Annotated in this window: 15 protein-coding genes and 1 pseudogene; 10 read left to right on the top strand and 6 right to left on the bottom strand. The window is 42.5% G+C overall.

The window, feature by feature from the left end; translation table 11 throughout:
• Positions 1–118: 118 nt before the first annotated feature.
• The 4 genes and pseudogenes from lepB (at position 119) to AC58UU_RS22850 (ending at position 2,472) form a co-directional block, all read left to right on the top strand.
• On the top strand, positions 119–979 hold the full coding sequence (lepB, locus tag AC58UU_RS22865) for a signal peptidase I (RefSeq protein WP_497319091.1): 861 nt from the start codon (positions 119–121) through the stop codon (positions 977–979).
• A 38-nt stretch (positions 980–1,017) separates the two neighbouring features.
• A pseudogene (locus AC58UU_RS22860) lies at positions 1,018–1,110 on the top strand (DUF4871 domain-containing protein); the annotation flags it as partial.
• Between the two features lie 214 nt (positions 1,111–1,324).
• Entirely contained in the window at positions 1,325–1,747 is a 423-nt protein-coding gene (locus AC58UU_RS22855) for an RCC1 domain-containing protein (RefSeq protein ID WP_497319089.1), read from the top strand.
• A 200-nt stretch (positions 1,748–1,947) separates the two neighbouring features.
• On the top strand, positions 1,948–2,472 hold the full coding sequence (locus AC58UU_RS22850) for a protein-tyrosine phosphatase family protein (protein WP_497319087.1): 525 nt from the start codon (positions 1,948–1,950) through the stop codon (positions 2,470–2,472).
• A gap of 222 nt (positions 2,473–2,694) precedes the next feature.
• Here the strand turns inward: AC58UU_RS22850 and AC58UU_RS22845 are convergent, their stop codons facing one another.
• The 4 genes from AC58UU_RS22845 to AC58UU_RS22830 all read right to left on the bottom strand — a co-directional run bounded on the left by AC58UU_RS22845 (position 2,695) and on the right by AC58UU_RS22830 (position 4,439).
• On the bottom strand, positions 2,695–3,039 hold the full coding sequence (locus tag AC58UU_RS22845) for a hypothetical protein (RefSeq protein WP_497319086.1): 345 nt from the start codon (positions 3,037–3,039) through the stop codon (positions 2,695–2,697).
• A 6-nt stretch (positions 3,040–3,045) separates the two neighbouring features.
• On the bottom strand, positions 3,046–3,477 hold the full coding sequence (locus AC58UU_RS22840; RefSeq protein WP_497319085.1) for an SHOCT-like domain-containing protein: 432 nt from the start codon (positions 3,475–3,477) through the stop codon (positions 3,046–3,048).
• Positions 3,478–3,490: 13 nt separating this feature from the next.
• On the bottom strand, positions 3,491–3,856 hold the full coding sequence (locus AC58UU_RS22835; RefSeq protein WP_063187382.1) for a DUF2089 domain-containing protein: 366 nt from the start codon (positions 3,854–3,856) through the stop codon (positions 3,491–3,493).
• A gap of 382 nt (positions 3,857–4,238) precedes the next feature.
• Positions 4,239–4,439, bottom strand: coding sequence for a hypothetical protein (locus AC58UU_RS22830; protein ID WP_497319084.1), 201 nt, complete (start codon positions 4,437–4,439; stop codon positions 4,239–4,241).
• 325 nt (positions 4,440–4,764) lie between these two features.
• On the opposite strand from AC58UU_RS22830, the gene AC58UU_RS22825 reads away from it, so the two are divergent.
• Positions 4,765–5,361 carry a permease gene (locus AC58UU_RS22825; protein ID WP_497319083.1) on the top strand — a complete coding sequence of 199 codons (597 nt, stop codon included), beginning with the start codon at positions 4,765–4,767 and terminating at the stop codon, positions 5,359–5,361.
• 265 nt (positions 5,362–5,626) lie between these two features.
• Here AC58UU_RS22825 and spoVB read toward each other — a convergent pair whose 3' ends face one another.
• Positions 5,627–7,234: a stage V sporulation protein B gene (gene spoVB, locus AC58UU_RS22820; RefSeq protein WP_497319082.1), complete on the bottom strand. Its 1,608-nt coding sequence runs from the start codon at positions 7,232–7,234 to the stop codon at positions 5,627–5,629.
• 302 nt (positions 7,235–7,536) lie between these two features.
• Between spoVB and AC58UU_RS22815 the strand changes: the two genes are divergently transcribed.
• Complete coding sequence (locus tag AC58UU_RS22815) at positions 7,537–9,642, top strand: PrsW family glutamic-type intramembrane protease (protein WP_497319081.1); 2,106 nt, start codon at positions 7,537–7,539, stop codon at positions 9,640–9,642.
• 15 nt (positions 9,643–9,657) lie between these two features.
• Positions 9,658–10,158: a hypothetical protein gene (locus AC58UU_RS22810; protein WP_497319080.1), complete on the top strand. Its 501-nt coding sequence runs from the start codon at positions 9,658–9,660 to the stop codon at positions 10,156–10,158.
• A 168-nt stretch (positions 10,159–10,326) separates the two neighbouring features.
• Here AC58UU_RS22810 and AC58UU_RS22805 read toward each other — a convergent pair whose 3' ends face one another.
• A complete protein-coding gene (locus AC58UU_RS22805; RefSeq protein ID WP_497319079.1) occupies positions 10,327–11,733 on the bottom strand; it encodes an aminotransferase-like domain-containing protein in 1,407 nt (468 codons plus the stop codon).
• 110 nt (positions 11,734–11,843) lie between these two features.
• Here AC58UU_RS22805 and AC58UU_RS22800 point away from each other — a divergent pair, with 110 nt between their 5' ends.
• From AC58UU_RS22800 to AC58UU_RS22790, 3 genes are all read left to right on the top strand, one after another.
• Positions 11,844–12,560 (top strand): AzlC family ABC transporter permease, encoded by a 717-nt coding sequence (locus tag AC58UU_RS22800; protein WP_497319077.1) that lies wholly within the window; start codon positions 11,844–11,846, stop codon positions 12,558–12,560.
• Positions 12,551–12,883: a branched-chain amino acid transporter permease gene (locus AC58UU_RS22795; RefSeq protein WP_497319076.1), complete on the top strand. Its 333-nt coding sequence runs from the start codon at positions 12,551–12,553 to the stop codon at positions 12,881–12,883. Before AC58UU_RS22800 ends, AC58UU_RS22795 begins: the two co-directional genes overlap by 10 nt.
• A 161-nt stretch (positions 12,884–13,044) precedes the next feature.
• Positions 13,045–13,497 (top strand): MarR family winged helix-turn-helix transcriptional regulator, encoded by a 453-nt coding sequence (locus AC58UU_RS22790; protein ID WP_497319074.1) that lies wholly within the window; start codon positions 13,045–13,047, stop codon positions 13,495–13,497.
• Positions 13,498–13,516: the final 19 nt, after the last annotated feature.

Here is a 13,516-nt window from a genome sequence, read left to right as displayed (position 1 = left end):
GACGCAATTAGCTTTATTCTGTGATTCTTCCAATTTCATAGACAATTCACAAAAATGTTCCATTTCATTGATCCAGTCTTGTAGGATGGAGGATAAACTAATAAAAGGAGGGATCATTATGCGGAGATTGTGTATATTATGCTTGATGCTGGTCGCTTTATCAGGCTGCTCAGAAAAAGTCGTTACCGATACTGACACAGTTCCGTCTATTCAAAGAGTTCCGGTCAATCCGGATTATAAGATATATTACCATCGTTCCGATAACATGGATCGTGGGCATCATGATTATTATTACGAGGAGCTCGTAATTGATCCAGCTTATTATAACAATCATGATGTAAAACGGGGAGACGTTGTATATTTAGAGGGCGTAAGAGAAAACAGTAAGCTCCCTGAGTTTGATATTTCAAGAGTTGTAGCGCTTCCAGGTGAACAGGTAAGGATTAATGCCGGTCAGTTATATATTAATGGCAAAAAACTTGATACGTTCTATGGAAAAGCACATCGTTTAGGTAACGATGCCGAGGAATTAAAACAATTCATGAATAATGAACCAAACAACAGCAATGTGAAAAATGCCTTAGATTTCTTACAAAGTATAAATATAGATGAGATTAAGGTACCCAAAGACCACATACTTCTAATTGGTGATGATTGGTTTCGTAGTGTAGACAGTCGGATGTTCGGTTCTACTGAAACGAATAAAATCAAGGGTAAGGTTCTCGGATATATAGAGAAACATAAATGGGAAGCTAGTCCCACCTTTGAAATAGCCTCAGATGGGCAAAAGGAATCAACCAGACTTCGCGGGGAAATAGGTAAGTTAGCTATTGTTGATATTTCATTAACTGCAGGCAAACCTTATCAAAACTTTTGGTTATTTTGGGGGAAGTCCGATGATTTACGGGGCGAATTCAAAGTGATCGCTGTAAAAAAGGGTGAAGAACAACGCAGGACTGTTTTTTTGCGGGTGGCTTAAGCGGTACATTTAGATCCGCCGATGCATCTGTTCCGCCTTCGAATATGACCATTCCTACCTCAGGTTTATGGAGGTTGGAGGCATATATTGGGGATAGGTATTTTGGTAGTATTGTAGTTGATGTAAATTAAGCTTATACATTAACAATCAGATATTTTTTTAATCCATCAACAAGCAGGAAGCTAAGGGCACCTACTCATTTTTATATCAAGTAACGGAAGCAGCAGCCCTTCGCTCAGCTAACTGGCAGATTAACGCAAAATTCTTGTTGAGTTTTCGTTACGTATTAGACGATGTTAGAAGTTAACATGGCGATGCGGGTATTTTCGAGGGGGGAAGGGATAATTGGATGCGTTGATACAGGCGGCGTCAAAGGTGAAACGGTGGCCTAAAGATACCATAGCGACGGGTTATCGTCATTCCGTCGGTCTTAAATCGGGCGGCACGGTGACGGCTGTGGGTGATAATAAATATGGCCAATGTGATGTAAGCAGCTGGCGCGATATGGTAGCGGTTGCGGCGGGTAATGCTCATACGGGTAATTCTCATACAATTGGTCTTAAATCGGACGGTACTGTGGCGACTGTGGGTTGGAATGAGCATGGCGAATGCAATGTAAGTGGTTGGCGCGATATTGTGGCGGTAGCGGAGGGTTGCGCTCATACTCTCGGACTTAAATCGGACGGCACGGTGGTTGCTGTGGGTGATAATGAATATGGCCAATGCGATGTAAACGGTTGGCGTGGCATCCAACTGCCCGGCAATTAGTTTTCAATATTAATAATACATATAATAACAGAGAACGTTAGTTCAGCGATCCAGGAGCAGTTTGCCGCCGCGGCAGCTGCTCCTTTTTCATTAAGCTAAAGGGCAGATTTGCTGAATAATTCCTTAATAGTTCTATATAAAAAGCTGATCCTAAATTCCTGAATATGGTAAAGTTAAGGCAAAACATTTAGAGGTGGTATATGAAGCATCAACCTCCAGATTGGGAAAGCAAATATGGTTACTCCGAAATAATAAAAGATAAACTATTTCTCGGCGGTGAAGATGATATAGACGAGCTGTTGTATGGATCAGTTGAAGCTCGTAATATCAATCGAACTGGAAAATTCGAAAATCAACCATTACCTAAGATTGATGTTTGGATTGATTTAAGAGACATTAGATCGTCAAATCGTAACGTATTTATCCCAGATGGAATTGAATATCTTGCATTTCCGTTTCGTGATGGAGAATTAAATGAAGCGAAAGAGTTTTTACCAAAAGCAAAGGAAGCCCTCCAAAATAGGATCGATCAACATAAACGCATTCTTGTTACTTGTCATCAAGGAAGGTCACGTTCTGTTATGTTGCTACTGTGGTTTTTGGGTGAAAAAGGGGGCTCTTTTACTCAAGCTTTTAAAGATATAAAAACAAAGCGCCCTATTATAGACCCTGATAAGAATTTCAAACCGCTAATTGAAGAGTGGAAGCGAGAATATCCAAATTGAATTAGTGACTTAGGCGTCCGGCAAGAGTTATTGATGCGACAGTTCATAATTTCGTCAACAGAAGAAATTGAGAGATGTTTTTATGAATACTTTAATATACTTAGACCAAATGAAAATTAAAGCTAAAAGAGGCATCCATTTATGAGTAAGTCCATGGCTGCCTCTGATGTTGAAATAGGTTAATTTTAAGCACCCCTGAGATGCTGTAAATGAAAGCTTCGCCTACAATTTAATCAACACTTCCGTGCCGTCCTGAGCTTGGACATCGACCAGAACCGTCCCTTTGCAATGTTGCAACTCCTTAATGAGCTGTCTGATCGCTTGCTTCGTGCTTCGGTTTTCGAGAATCGACAGCACCAGTTCAATCCCGAACCGGCTGCTGTCCGAATCGAAATCATGCTTCCGGCTCGAGTGCCCACCCGCATGTCCGCCGTGCTTGTTCAGCCAATCCTTCATTTTGCGCTGGACTAAATTGGAAGTCAGGATACCGCTCCCCATGCGCAATACGGCATAAGGGACCGGAATCGTAAAAGCGTGCTCCTTGCTCTTAACCTTCACAATCATCATGACCCATCACTCAATCACTACGGTGACGGTATCCTCTTCACCGGAGCGGATGTCAACGATTTGCCCGTCAAGCTCGTTCTCGATTGCATCGATCAGCAGGTCGATATCGATATCCTTCACATATTTCGCAGCCTGCGGAATATTGGACGCGATGCTGTGCCCCGCTCCGAGAACAGCCTTCACCAGTTTAATCGGCAAATTGATGTTGATATTATCGTTTTTTTGGGATGTTACCCGTATTTTCAACGTTTTGTCTAAATAACCGCCGGATGCCGATGACAGTTTCTTCGAATAGTCGGGTTTCCCCAGCACCTGCACGGCTTGCGATGTATGAGCCGTTTGCTTCTCCTTTAGCGCGTCAATCAACTCCGAAGCCTTGTCTGAATCAATTTTGCCTTCCTGCATCATGGACAGCACTTTGCTGATTTCTTCTTTCATCGTTTCTTCCTCCTTATTCATCCTTCAACATTTTGACCGCTTCATCCGCGGTGATTTCGCCATTCTCCAGCATGGAAATGACCTTCTTCTCATCGACTTCCGGCTTCTTCCGCGTATCGTATCCGAGGGCCGTAATGATATCATTGAGCTTGCCGCGCACCGTCGGGTAAGATATGCCGAGCTCTTTCTCCACTTCCTTTATGTTGCCCCTGTTCACTAGGAAGGTGATCACAAAATGGAGCTGTTCGGGCGAGAGTAGAGCCAGCTTTGATAATTCAAATGTGTTCTCAATCGTCGTCCGGCAATGTCCGCATTCCAGCTTGACGGCGTGCAGCGGATGGTCGCATACAGGACACTGTGTGATGATGGGATATTTCATACTCTACTCCTTTCTTTTTTTAAATTATAATTCAATATATTCAATTTGTAAATTCATAAAATTAATTATTTTAATTTTATAATTAATTTTATTGATTTTACGGTTTATAACCCTAAAAATTTCAAAATGCTCTGTTTAAAAAAAGAAAGCCTCAACGAATCATCGGAATGTAGCCCAGTTTCAACCTGGTCCATCCCTATCGACTCGATGAGACTCTTTTCATTTTGGCCTGTTTTATAATGCCAATACACAATACATTATCGATTCATTAACTTCCCTCGGGAAACGATAGTTAAAGAGTGCTATAGTTATGATAGACGAAAGCCGGCTTTCCTTGGTGTACAGGAATCCGGCTTTTTAACTTTCAATATTACTTTTTTATTTATAAACCAAATAATAAGAAAAGGAATAGAATTTCAGCTAAACGAATATTAATTCTGCGGATTCTCCGACCAATTCTCACATGCATAATCATAAAATCTGTTCCAACTGAAGTTAATTTGCCCGTTAATGTTCTGCCGCTAGTCAATTGCACTTGTACAGACTTACCAATCATCTTTTGTGCTTGATTACGAAATGACATGTACAGTCCCCTCCTTTTCAATTGATATTGCATTGTATGTACAAATCATTTAAAGGAAAGAACATTAGCGGATAAAAAACAATTCCAACGAATACCCTTATTGCAAAACCCTTGGATCTCGCTAAGTACAGGCTCCTTTTTCTGAAGAAAAAAGTGTTGTATATACTAATTATATTAGTTATAATACTAATTATATTAGTTTATAGGAAAGGTACTGGTGAGCAGCATGTCATTCATTGTGTTTATGCTTTTGTTTACAGTTTTATGCGGATGGTTAGAGAGCAGAGTTCGCATGCAAAAAAAAACAAAAGGGGTGGGGAAATAAATGTTTGCTGGACATTTCGGACTCGCTGCTGCTGTGAAAGCCAAAACTCCGGAGGTGCCGATTTGGGCGCTCATGCTGAGTACACAGCTTCTTGATGTTATATTCGTACCGCTATTCTTGTCAGGCATCGAAAAGATCGATAACAGCCTGGGAACGGGTTATGGTGAAGGAATCATTCATGCAGATTATACGCATTCACTTCTCGGAGCAGTAATTATTGCTATTCTATCGGCGATCATCGCTTGGAAGCTATGGGGCAAACGAGGCGGTCTTATGATAGGTGCTCTTACTTTCAGTCACTGGCTGCTGGATTTGCTCGTTCATAGAATGGATATGCCGATCTTACCGGGAAATGCTGGAGGGCTCCCGCTGCTGGGATTCAGCTTGTGGCAATGGCCGGTAATTAGCAGCGCATTAGAGGTGATTCTAGTCGTGGCTGGAGCAATATTCTACTATCGATCGATTCGAGGCACGGCACTATTATCGGAGGGGAATCAAACGCTGTCTAAAGGTGCTAGAATTCGTGCTATAATAGCAGGCGGCGTAATGGCGATACTGCTGGTGCTTTCACTAATAACAGATGTCGTGTCTCACTAACAGAGCCCCACCTTTTCAATTAATATAGCATTATTTAAAATGTGGTTTATCCAAATGTACAGTTAAAGTTCTTTGACCAGGACCTGACGATTGAACTAATGAGAAACGATAGTTAAATACCTGAGGGGCTGCCGAGTGGCGGCCCTTCATAAACCACAGGAGTAATAATATGGCGATATGTATAATAAGGGAAAAAGAAAATTACGCTTTAAGCCAGCAGTGAAAAAGCAGCCGATTATGGCTGCTTTTTCTTTTTCAAGTAAACTTACCATGGAATCGAAAATCGGTGGCGCGTACTTTTCCACTTCAATGTACCCGTCAATACGAGTGCGGCGAAATAGAGAAACAAGGAACACACGATTGAAGTGATTACGCACCATAACTGCGGCATACCCTGGCTGGCAACATAGCTATAGGTCAAGTGTCCGCATATCATCATCAGCATCATGCAGATCCCAACCTTGACATAAGGACGAATACTCCAATAAAATCCGATCGAGCTTGAGATGGAAAAGAAGTTCAGCAGTGTTTGTATCACAATGCCGATACCGATGCCGTACGCAACGCCAATAATACCAAATTGGCTGCCGAACATGAAGATCGAGACACCCTTGAATACGGTGGCTATTACGTAATTCCACAGCGTAGCTTTCGCGCGGCCGAGCCCGAGCAGAATCGCATGAAGCGGAGCGTCGAAATAATGTAGGAAAAACATCGGCGCCAATATTTTCAGAAGCAATCCTGCTTCCGGCGCATTATAGACAAGTGTCGTTAATGGAGTTGCCCACTCGTACAGGATAACGGTCGCCGGCGCGCCGATCAGGAGTCCCAAGATCATAGCCTGATTCATCCTCTCATGTATGAGCAGACTGTTCTTGTTCGCCGCTGCCTCGCCAATCGCAGGAATGAGAGCGGTGGACAAGGACTGCGTGATAAAGCTTGGCATGAAAAGCAGCGGAAACGCATAGCCGGCCAGCTGGCCGAATTGCTTCGTCGCTAACGCCGTGCCGATGCCGGCCAGCGCCAGGCTGGTTGTAATAAGAAGCGGCTGGAAGGTGCTGTATAACGAATGAATGACACCGTGGCCGGTCGTCGGCAGTCCGATCTGCAACAGCTCGCCGAGTGTGCTTCTTCCTTGTTTCAGGTGGCTTGCCCAAGTCTCGCCCGGCATCTTCGATTCACCGTATAGCTTGTAGCTTGTCACCAGGAATAGGAGGCTGATCGCTTCGCTGACAACAGAGGCAGCCATTGCTCCGGCAGCCGCATAAGCGACGCCGTAAGGCAGCAATAGGTGGACCAGCGCAAGTACACAGGCGATTTGCACCGTATGCTCCAGCACATCGGAAGCGGCAATGGTCTTCATCTGCTGCATGCCGCGGAAATATCCCTTTAATACGGCGGAGACAGCGACGATCGGCGCGATCGGCGTAATCGCCAGCATCGCGTAATAAGCGCGTTGGTCGCTTAGCAGAATGGATGCGATCCACTCAGATCCAAGTAACGATATGGTCGTGAGCGCTACGCTCAAGACGCCCGTGACAGCGAGCGAGACATGCAGGATGCGCCTCACTTTCAACCGTTCGCCGCGAGCGTGGGCCTCTGCGACCAACTTTGAAATTGCCACCGGCAATCCAAGCTCCGTAATCGTAATGACGAGCGGGACGAGCGGATGCGCCATCATCAAGATGCCGATTCCCTCTGCGCCCAGTACGCGAGCGATATACATGCCGCTGATAAAACCGAGAATACGGTTGATGAAAGCAGCGACAGACAAGACCAGCGTACCTCTCATGAACGATTGCCCGTGTTGTGACATGACTTGTGTCCTCCTGTTTATCGAATACTTAAATGTATTCAAAAATTGGAAAAGCATGCGAACAAGCCGGTGTTGATGTCATTTTGGACATGTGATGGCGCAGCGGCGCGGCGGCTTTCGACATAATCCATCCAGATTTGAGACCAAAGACTTTTGCCACATTTTACAAAAATATTTATAATAATGGTATTGCGCAAGGAATAGGTTAGTTAGATTTTGCGGGTGTAACTTTGTAAATCTCCGCTCCGATCGATCAGTGACCATGGTTTTCATGAATTCATTTATTTACTCATGGCCGGACCGTCGTCAAGGGAGACGTCCCGCTCGCACGAGGTCGGCTTTCGAAGGAGGCGACCGTAGTGAATACGATCTGGGCCATTCGAACAGGAATTCGGGATTTCTTTGAGGCCATATACGGAATTTGCCAAGCATGGATTGTGAAATATCCGTTTATTAAAACGGCGTATACGATTTTTTCTTGGTTGTCGCTAATCATGTTTGTTTTAAGTTTGTTTTTCGCTAAAGAATCGCGCACCATGATGGTTCAATATTTATGGTCGTTTTATGTGCTGCTGCAATTTTGGTTTCTGTGCCGAAGCAAAACCATGCCGTGGAAGCAGATCGTTCTGTTCGTTCTGGCAGGCGTTTTTATTGTCGTACCGTTCACGACGCTTACGGTCAATGCTTTCCACATGCTTTTCGGTGGAAAAACTTCCGACACTTGGTCCATTGCCGTTATCACGCCAATTTTCGAAGAATTATGGAAGCTCCTTCCGCTAGGCATCTTCCTGTTGTTCTCGCGTCGAGCTTCTGCCTTAAGTTTAAGCGATTACACGCTCATCGGAGCGGCGACCGGCGTCGGCTTTCAACTGATGGAGGAGCTTTCCCGAAGGTGGTTGAATTCCGGCATTCTTGCTAAAAAGTTTGGTTACAGCTTCACGATGCTAGGCGGCGAAACGATCCATTGGGACTTTTTCTCGCTGTTTCCCGGGCGTTTCGAAGAAAGTCTGTTTCCGTCGCTAATGACCGTCGGTCATCCCGTACATACCGCCATGATCGCGCTTGCGTGCGGAATTGCCTATCGGTTGCGGTCAAGACTGACGAAATGGGTTTTTCTGTTTCCGGCAATCATTTTGCTTTGGTCCATTCTGGATCACGCGGCTTATAACGGCCAACACAAGCTACCGGGTTGGGTGTTCCGTCTTAATGACTGGACCGGCAGTGGTTATAAAACTCAGCTGGCCTTCCTGCTGATGCTGGCCGCATCGCTCATTGCCGATTACTGGTCGCTGAATAAAGTGCGTCACCGCCTTCCAAGTCTGCTGAACGAGCCGTTTCTCAATCCGTTCTCTGAGCTGTGGAACATGATATCCGCCCTTTTCCTGGATCGGGGGAAATTCGGTTATTGGCTTGGCTTCTACCGGGGACGGCGGGAGCTTGGATTTAATTTGCTTTATGGAAATGAGGAAGCAGCAGGCAGTCAGGAACATGTCCGGGAACGGATGAAGATTCTTTACCAGGTACTTACCGGACTTGCTGCGGTACTGCTTGTTGCTGCTCTGTTCGCAGGTATAGAAGCCTACTACTCGGGCGGTGATGGAACGGCTTGCTTTGCCTGTATGTTCGATTCCTTGCAAAATTGGTGGGATCGGCTGGAATGGTACGAGCAAGGTGCGATCCTGCTAGGTGCCCTTGCGTTATCGTTGCTGTTTGTCGGATTCTGGCCGGCTCTCGGCTTCGTGTTGACTACGTCGGGAATCGCCGGAAGCGGACATGAGATCGCAGGCTATATCCGCGATCCCAAGAAGCTTTTGACGCCCGAAAATGCGCTCGCAATGGCTGCAGGCATTATTCTAAGCCGAATTCCATTCGGCAGAGCAATCGGATGGCTGGGGAAGAAAGGGCGCCGCTACGTGCGCAAGCTTCTCGACAAGCTGGGCTCCCGGAAGCCGGATGTTGACGTGCCGGGATATCTTAAAACCGAAGAGGTTATTGCTCCACAGAGTGGGAAAGCAATTAAGGTTTATACAGATGGAAATACGATAATACCAGTTGATAAAATTGAGAAATATTTGCGAGGTAAAGTCAACGTTAATATTCAAGAAGTGACAAATGAACTTCGAGATTTAAAGAAATTAAAACAGACCCAAAGAAAGGTATTTGATGCAGACCGTCATAACGCCGAACAAATTAAAAGACTTGAAAAAATGAAGCATAATTTTGATCGTTCGGATGATATGAGACAAAAACTCGAGTCGGTAGGACTTAGTGATACAATAGAGAATAACCAGTCCATTGCAAAACATTTATTAGAAGTGGGTAAACAGATAAGACCTGGAAATACGTTGGATTTCCCTAGTGTACTAGAAGGTCCTAATGGAAAACTCAAGGTACTAACAACATGGAAGATGGTTGATGGACAGCCATATTTATCAACTATAAAGTTAATCCCAACAACAATTTAGATATGGAGGTGTATGATGGAGAACAATAAGCAAATAGAGAAAGCCGCAGCTGTGGACAGAATTGTTAATTATGAGACGTATATTTCCAGTATGAATAATGACCAATTAATTGTGATTCTAAACAGTTTAGAGAATTTTGAAGAAGTCGCTGCTGCTTTAACAGAACTATCAATAAAGGATAAGGAAAAAGCAACACCTTTCTGTTCTAAGATATTGGAAGAAAACTTGGGGGATGAGTTTCTCCAAGCGGTTGCATTTAATTTGCTGTATGAATGTGACCATGAAAAAGCTATAGAGATACTTAACAAAAATGTATTAAGTGCTCCTGCCGCATTATTAGGGGCAATAATGGACAGCTTATCCGCTGATAGTTTACAACCATTTGGACAGTCACTTTCATCAGGGTTGCTAAATTCAATTGTAGAAAGATATTTAGAATTGAGTGATGCTGACAAGAAACGTATTCTTGAGAATTATGAGTGGTTTCAGGAATCCTATGAGAACAAACTTTTGTAATAATGTTTTAATAGTAAACACAAGAATCGTATAATCTGTCTTAACTAACGGTAAATCAGAGTTTAATTAAAAGGAGAAGTTTGCCTCGGCAGCTGCTCCTTTTTTTTGATTAAGCTAAAGGGCAATTTAGCGCGGTGGTATTGAAATGATCGAGTTCGCTGGCCGTGTTTAAACGTCAGTATTTTCACCTAGATTTTCTTTCAAAATCTTTAATCCTCTTTGTAATTCCTCCATAGAATTTGTAGACGCAAGTGCTATTCTCAAAAAATTGTCCTTTGTACTGGCCCCACTTAAAAAGCGATCAGAGTGAAAAACACGAATTCCTTTGTTCAGAAAATAACTCTCCAAGCGTGATGCATGAACATTGTCCGATATGGGAAGCCATCTATAAAAGCTTAGTGGGTGACAAGTAGGGAGAGGCTGTGGAAAAAACTCTGAAAATAAATGGTTTGCAGACTGAGCCAGCTGTTTTTTTTCCTCAACAATGACATTTGCTTTTCCCGATAAAATAAGTTCGGTTATGATCTCGGCATCCAATGAAGATGTCTTGACATTAATATTAAAAATTGCCTTCATAATCTTCTCTTTAAATGCATCGCTAAACACCATAAATGCCACTCGGAGACCCGGACAGATGGACTTGGAGGTACTACAAATATAAACAGTTTGTTCCGGGAGAAGCTGAAACATAGGCTGACCATAATCTTCTATAATACCAGCTGCCAGAAAGGCATGAATATCATCTTCAATTAAAATCAAATTATGCTTTCGAATAATAGCAGCTAATTCTTTTTTGCGGCTTTCTGGAATCATGACAGTAGTGGGATTTGAACAAGAAGGCATCAAAAAAACGCCATGAACATCCAATTGAAGGCACTGATTTTCAAGCTCATTAGGCAGCATTCCGTGCTCGTCACCGGGAATCGGAACTAACTTAATACGACACATACTAGAAATCTCAATAAAATTTGTGTATGTATACATATCGACTGCGATCCGGTTTCCTGGTTCAAACAAAGCTAACAACGTAATTGCAAGCGCATTTAGTGCTCCAGAAACAATGGCCATATTTTCTGTGTCCGCATGGATGCCAAACGCCTTCATCCAATTTAGTGCCGCTATTTTTTGATGTGGTATTCCTGTAGGATCATTGTAATTCAATAGCTGTTCCAAATAACTTTTCTCTATTACTCTTTTTGCGGCTACGGCCACGATAGAATTTGTTTGCTCAAATGATGCAACAAAGCCAAGATCAATACATTCATTTGAGATTTTATCTTTTGAAATGGTAATGGAGCGTGCCGCGTTGGGCGAAACAAATGTACCGCTCCCGGTAACAGCATAAATGAAGCCTTTAAGCTCGCATAATTTGTAAGCACGCGTAATGGTCGTAAAATTTACATCTAAAAAATCTGCCAACTCCCTTTGTGGTGGAAGTTTTGTTCCGGGAGCTAAAAATCCGTTTGTAATGTCATGTTCCAGTAATAAAGCGAGTGATAGATAGAGTGGACGTTTCAATGCGTCTCTGTCGGGTTTCCACGACATTGGGTAATCAGTGAAGGAATTTATCGGCATGCTATACCTCACAAAATTGTAATCCATACAATTATACCGTTGATTGTACGGATTTGCATTGCTAAAATGACATGGATATGTAAATCGTTCCGAGGAGATGCAAGCTAACTATGATTAACAAAAAAGAACTTCAATCGGCATTTCGCGCGGCCTTTCCATCTACTATCCCCATATTGACTGGATTTTTATTCCTGGGGATTGCTTATGGCATCTTCATGAACGTATCAGGTTTCAGTGTAGGGTATTCCTTCCTAATGAGCTTGCTTATTTTTGCCGGTTCAATGGAATTTGTTGCTGTCAATCTGTTGCTTGGTACTTTTAATCCATTAGGTGCACTAATTCTCACATTAATGGTAAACGCGCGTCATCTTTTTTATGGGATATCGATGCTTGAAAAGTACAGGGGGACCGGAATAAAAAAGCTTTATCTCATTTTTGGTCTATGTGATGAATCGTTCTCTATTAATTACACAGCGAATATACCGCGAGAGGTGAACAAAGGATGGTATATGTTCTTCGTCACTCTTCTTAATCATAGTTATTGGGTGCTTGGAGCTACAATTGGCGGTTTTTTTGGATCATTTGTGCAGCTAAATATGGAAGGGCTTGAGTTTGTAATGACAGCTTTATTTGTTGTCATCTTTATTGAACAGTGGAAGAAGGAGACAACACATTTCAGCGCATTATTGGGTGTAGGTGTATCGCTTTTATGCCTATTCCTTTTTAACAGTAGCAACTTTATTGTTCCTTCCATGATCATCATTCTCTTAGTACTTACCTTGTTGAGGATGCAGTTAATGAAAGCAGGGGAACGGATATGTCAATGACTTTAATAGAGCGAATTATTACGATTGGTATGGTTGTTTTGGGAACCATGATGACAAGATTTCTTCCATTTATTATTTTCCCTTCAGGCCGACCCACACCAAGTTATGTACAATATCTCGGTAAAGTACTGCCTTCAGCAGCTATAGGGCTACTGGTTGTCTATAGTATTAAAGACGTCAAATTTTTAACTGGTAGCCACGGATTACCTGAACTACTTTCTATAGTGTTAGTTGCTTTGCTCCACATATGGAAGAGAAATATGTTTTTGTCAATTGCAAGCGGTACTCTTGTCTATATGTTTATGATTCAATTTATTAATTGATTTAATAACTCGTTATTGAACTAACGAGGAACGATAGTGAAGGAGCTTACCTCGCCGGTAGCTCCTCTTTTTGTTCATTGAATTTTTGTTGTAAATACAACAAAAATGATGTACTATTTTTTACGACGTTTGAAAAATACAATAGTAGTGGAGTTGCAATTATGAAGGAAATTCTACGTGAGGTTGGAATGATTGCTAGGGCATTGGATTCTATAAGTAATATAGAATTTAAAAAATATGACCTTACAAAAGGACAGTACTTGTACCTCGTGCGAATATGTGAAAATCCAGGAATTATTCAAGAAAAGTTAGCTGAAATGATAAAGGTAGACCGAACAACAGCTGCTCGTGCTATAAAGAAACTGGAGATTAATGGATTTATTGAAAAGAATGATGATCCATATAACCATAAAATTAAAAAACTATTTCCTACAGAGAAAGGGAAATCTGTTTACCCTTTTATAAAAAAGGAAAACGATTATTCCAATATGGTCGCACTATTTGGATTCTCCGAAAGTGAAGTAGAAACGATTTTTAACCTGCTGCAAAGAGTCAGAAAAAATGTAGAAAAAGACTGGGAGTTTGTAAAAAAGGGAAACAAGAGAAATTATTGATTTAGTAAAAGGAGGACAA

This window comes from Paenibacillus sp. JT22N1 (assembly GCF_059692155.1).
This window is presented reverse-complemented; position numbering and strand designations above follow the sequence as displayed.

Bases quoted from the DNA above. Each gene is read 5' to 3' on its own strand.
- AC58UU_RS22835 (WP_063187382.1), bottom strand. From the start codon at position 3,856: ATGAAATATCCCATCATCACACAGTGTCCTGTATGCGACCATCCGCTG.
- AC58UU_RS22810 (WP_497319080.1), top strand. From the start codon at position 9,658: ATGGAGAACAATAAGCAAATAGAGAAAGCCGCAGCTGTGGACAGAATT.
- AC58UU_RS22795 (WP_497319076.1), top strand. From the start codon at position 12,551: ATGTCAATGACTTTAATAGAGCGAATTATTACGATTGGTATGGTTGTT.
- AC58UU_RS22800 (WP_497319077.1), top strand. From the start codon at position 11,844: ATGATTAACAAAAAAGAACTTCAATCGGCATTTCGCGCGGCCTTTCCA.
- lepB (WP_497319091.1), top strand. From the start codon at position 119: ATGCGGAGATTGTGTATATTATGCTTGATGCTGGTCGCTTTATCAGGC.
- AC58UU_RS22790 (WP_497319074.1), top strand. From the start codon at position 13,045: ATGAAGGAAATTCTACGTGAGGTTGGAATGATTGCTAGGGCATTGGAT.
- AC58UU_RS22850 (WP_497319087.1), top strand. From the start codon at position 1,948: ATGAAGCATCAACCTCCAGATTGGGAAAGCAAATATGGTTACTCCGAA.
- AC58UU_RS22830 (WP_497319084.1), bottom strand. From the start codon at position 4,439: ATGTCATTTCGTAATCAAGCACAAAAGATGATTGGTAAGTCTGTACAA.
- spoVB (WP_497319082.1), bottom strand. From the start codon at position 7,234: ATGCTTTTCCAATTTTTGAATACATTTAAGTATTCGATAAACAGGAGG.
- AC58UU_RS22825 (WP_497319083.1), top strand. From the start codon at position 4,765: ATGTTTGCTGGACATTTCGGACTCGCTGCTGCTGTGAAAGCCAAAACT.
- AC58UU_RS22805 (WP_497319079.1), bottom strand. From the start codon at position 11,733: ATGCCGATAAATTCCTTCACTGATTACCCAATGTCGTGGAAACCCGAC.
- AC58UU_RS22840 (WP_497319085.1), bottom strand. From the start codon at position 3,477: ATGAAAGAAGAAATCAGCAAAGTGCTGTCCATGATGCAGGAAGGCAAA.
- AC58UU_RS22845 (WP_497319086.1), bottom strand. From the start codon at position 3,039: ATGATGATTGTGAAGGTTAAGAGCAAGGAGCACGCTTTTACGATTCCG.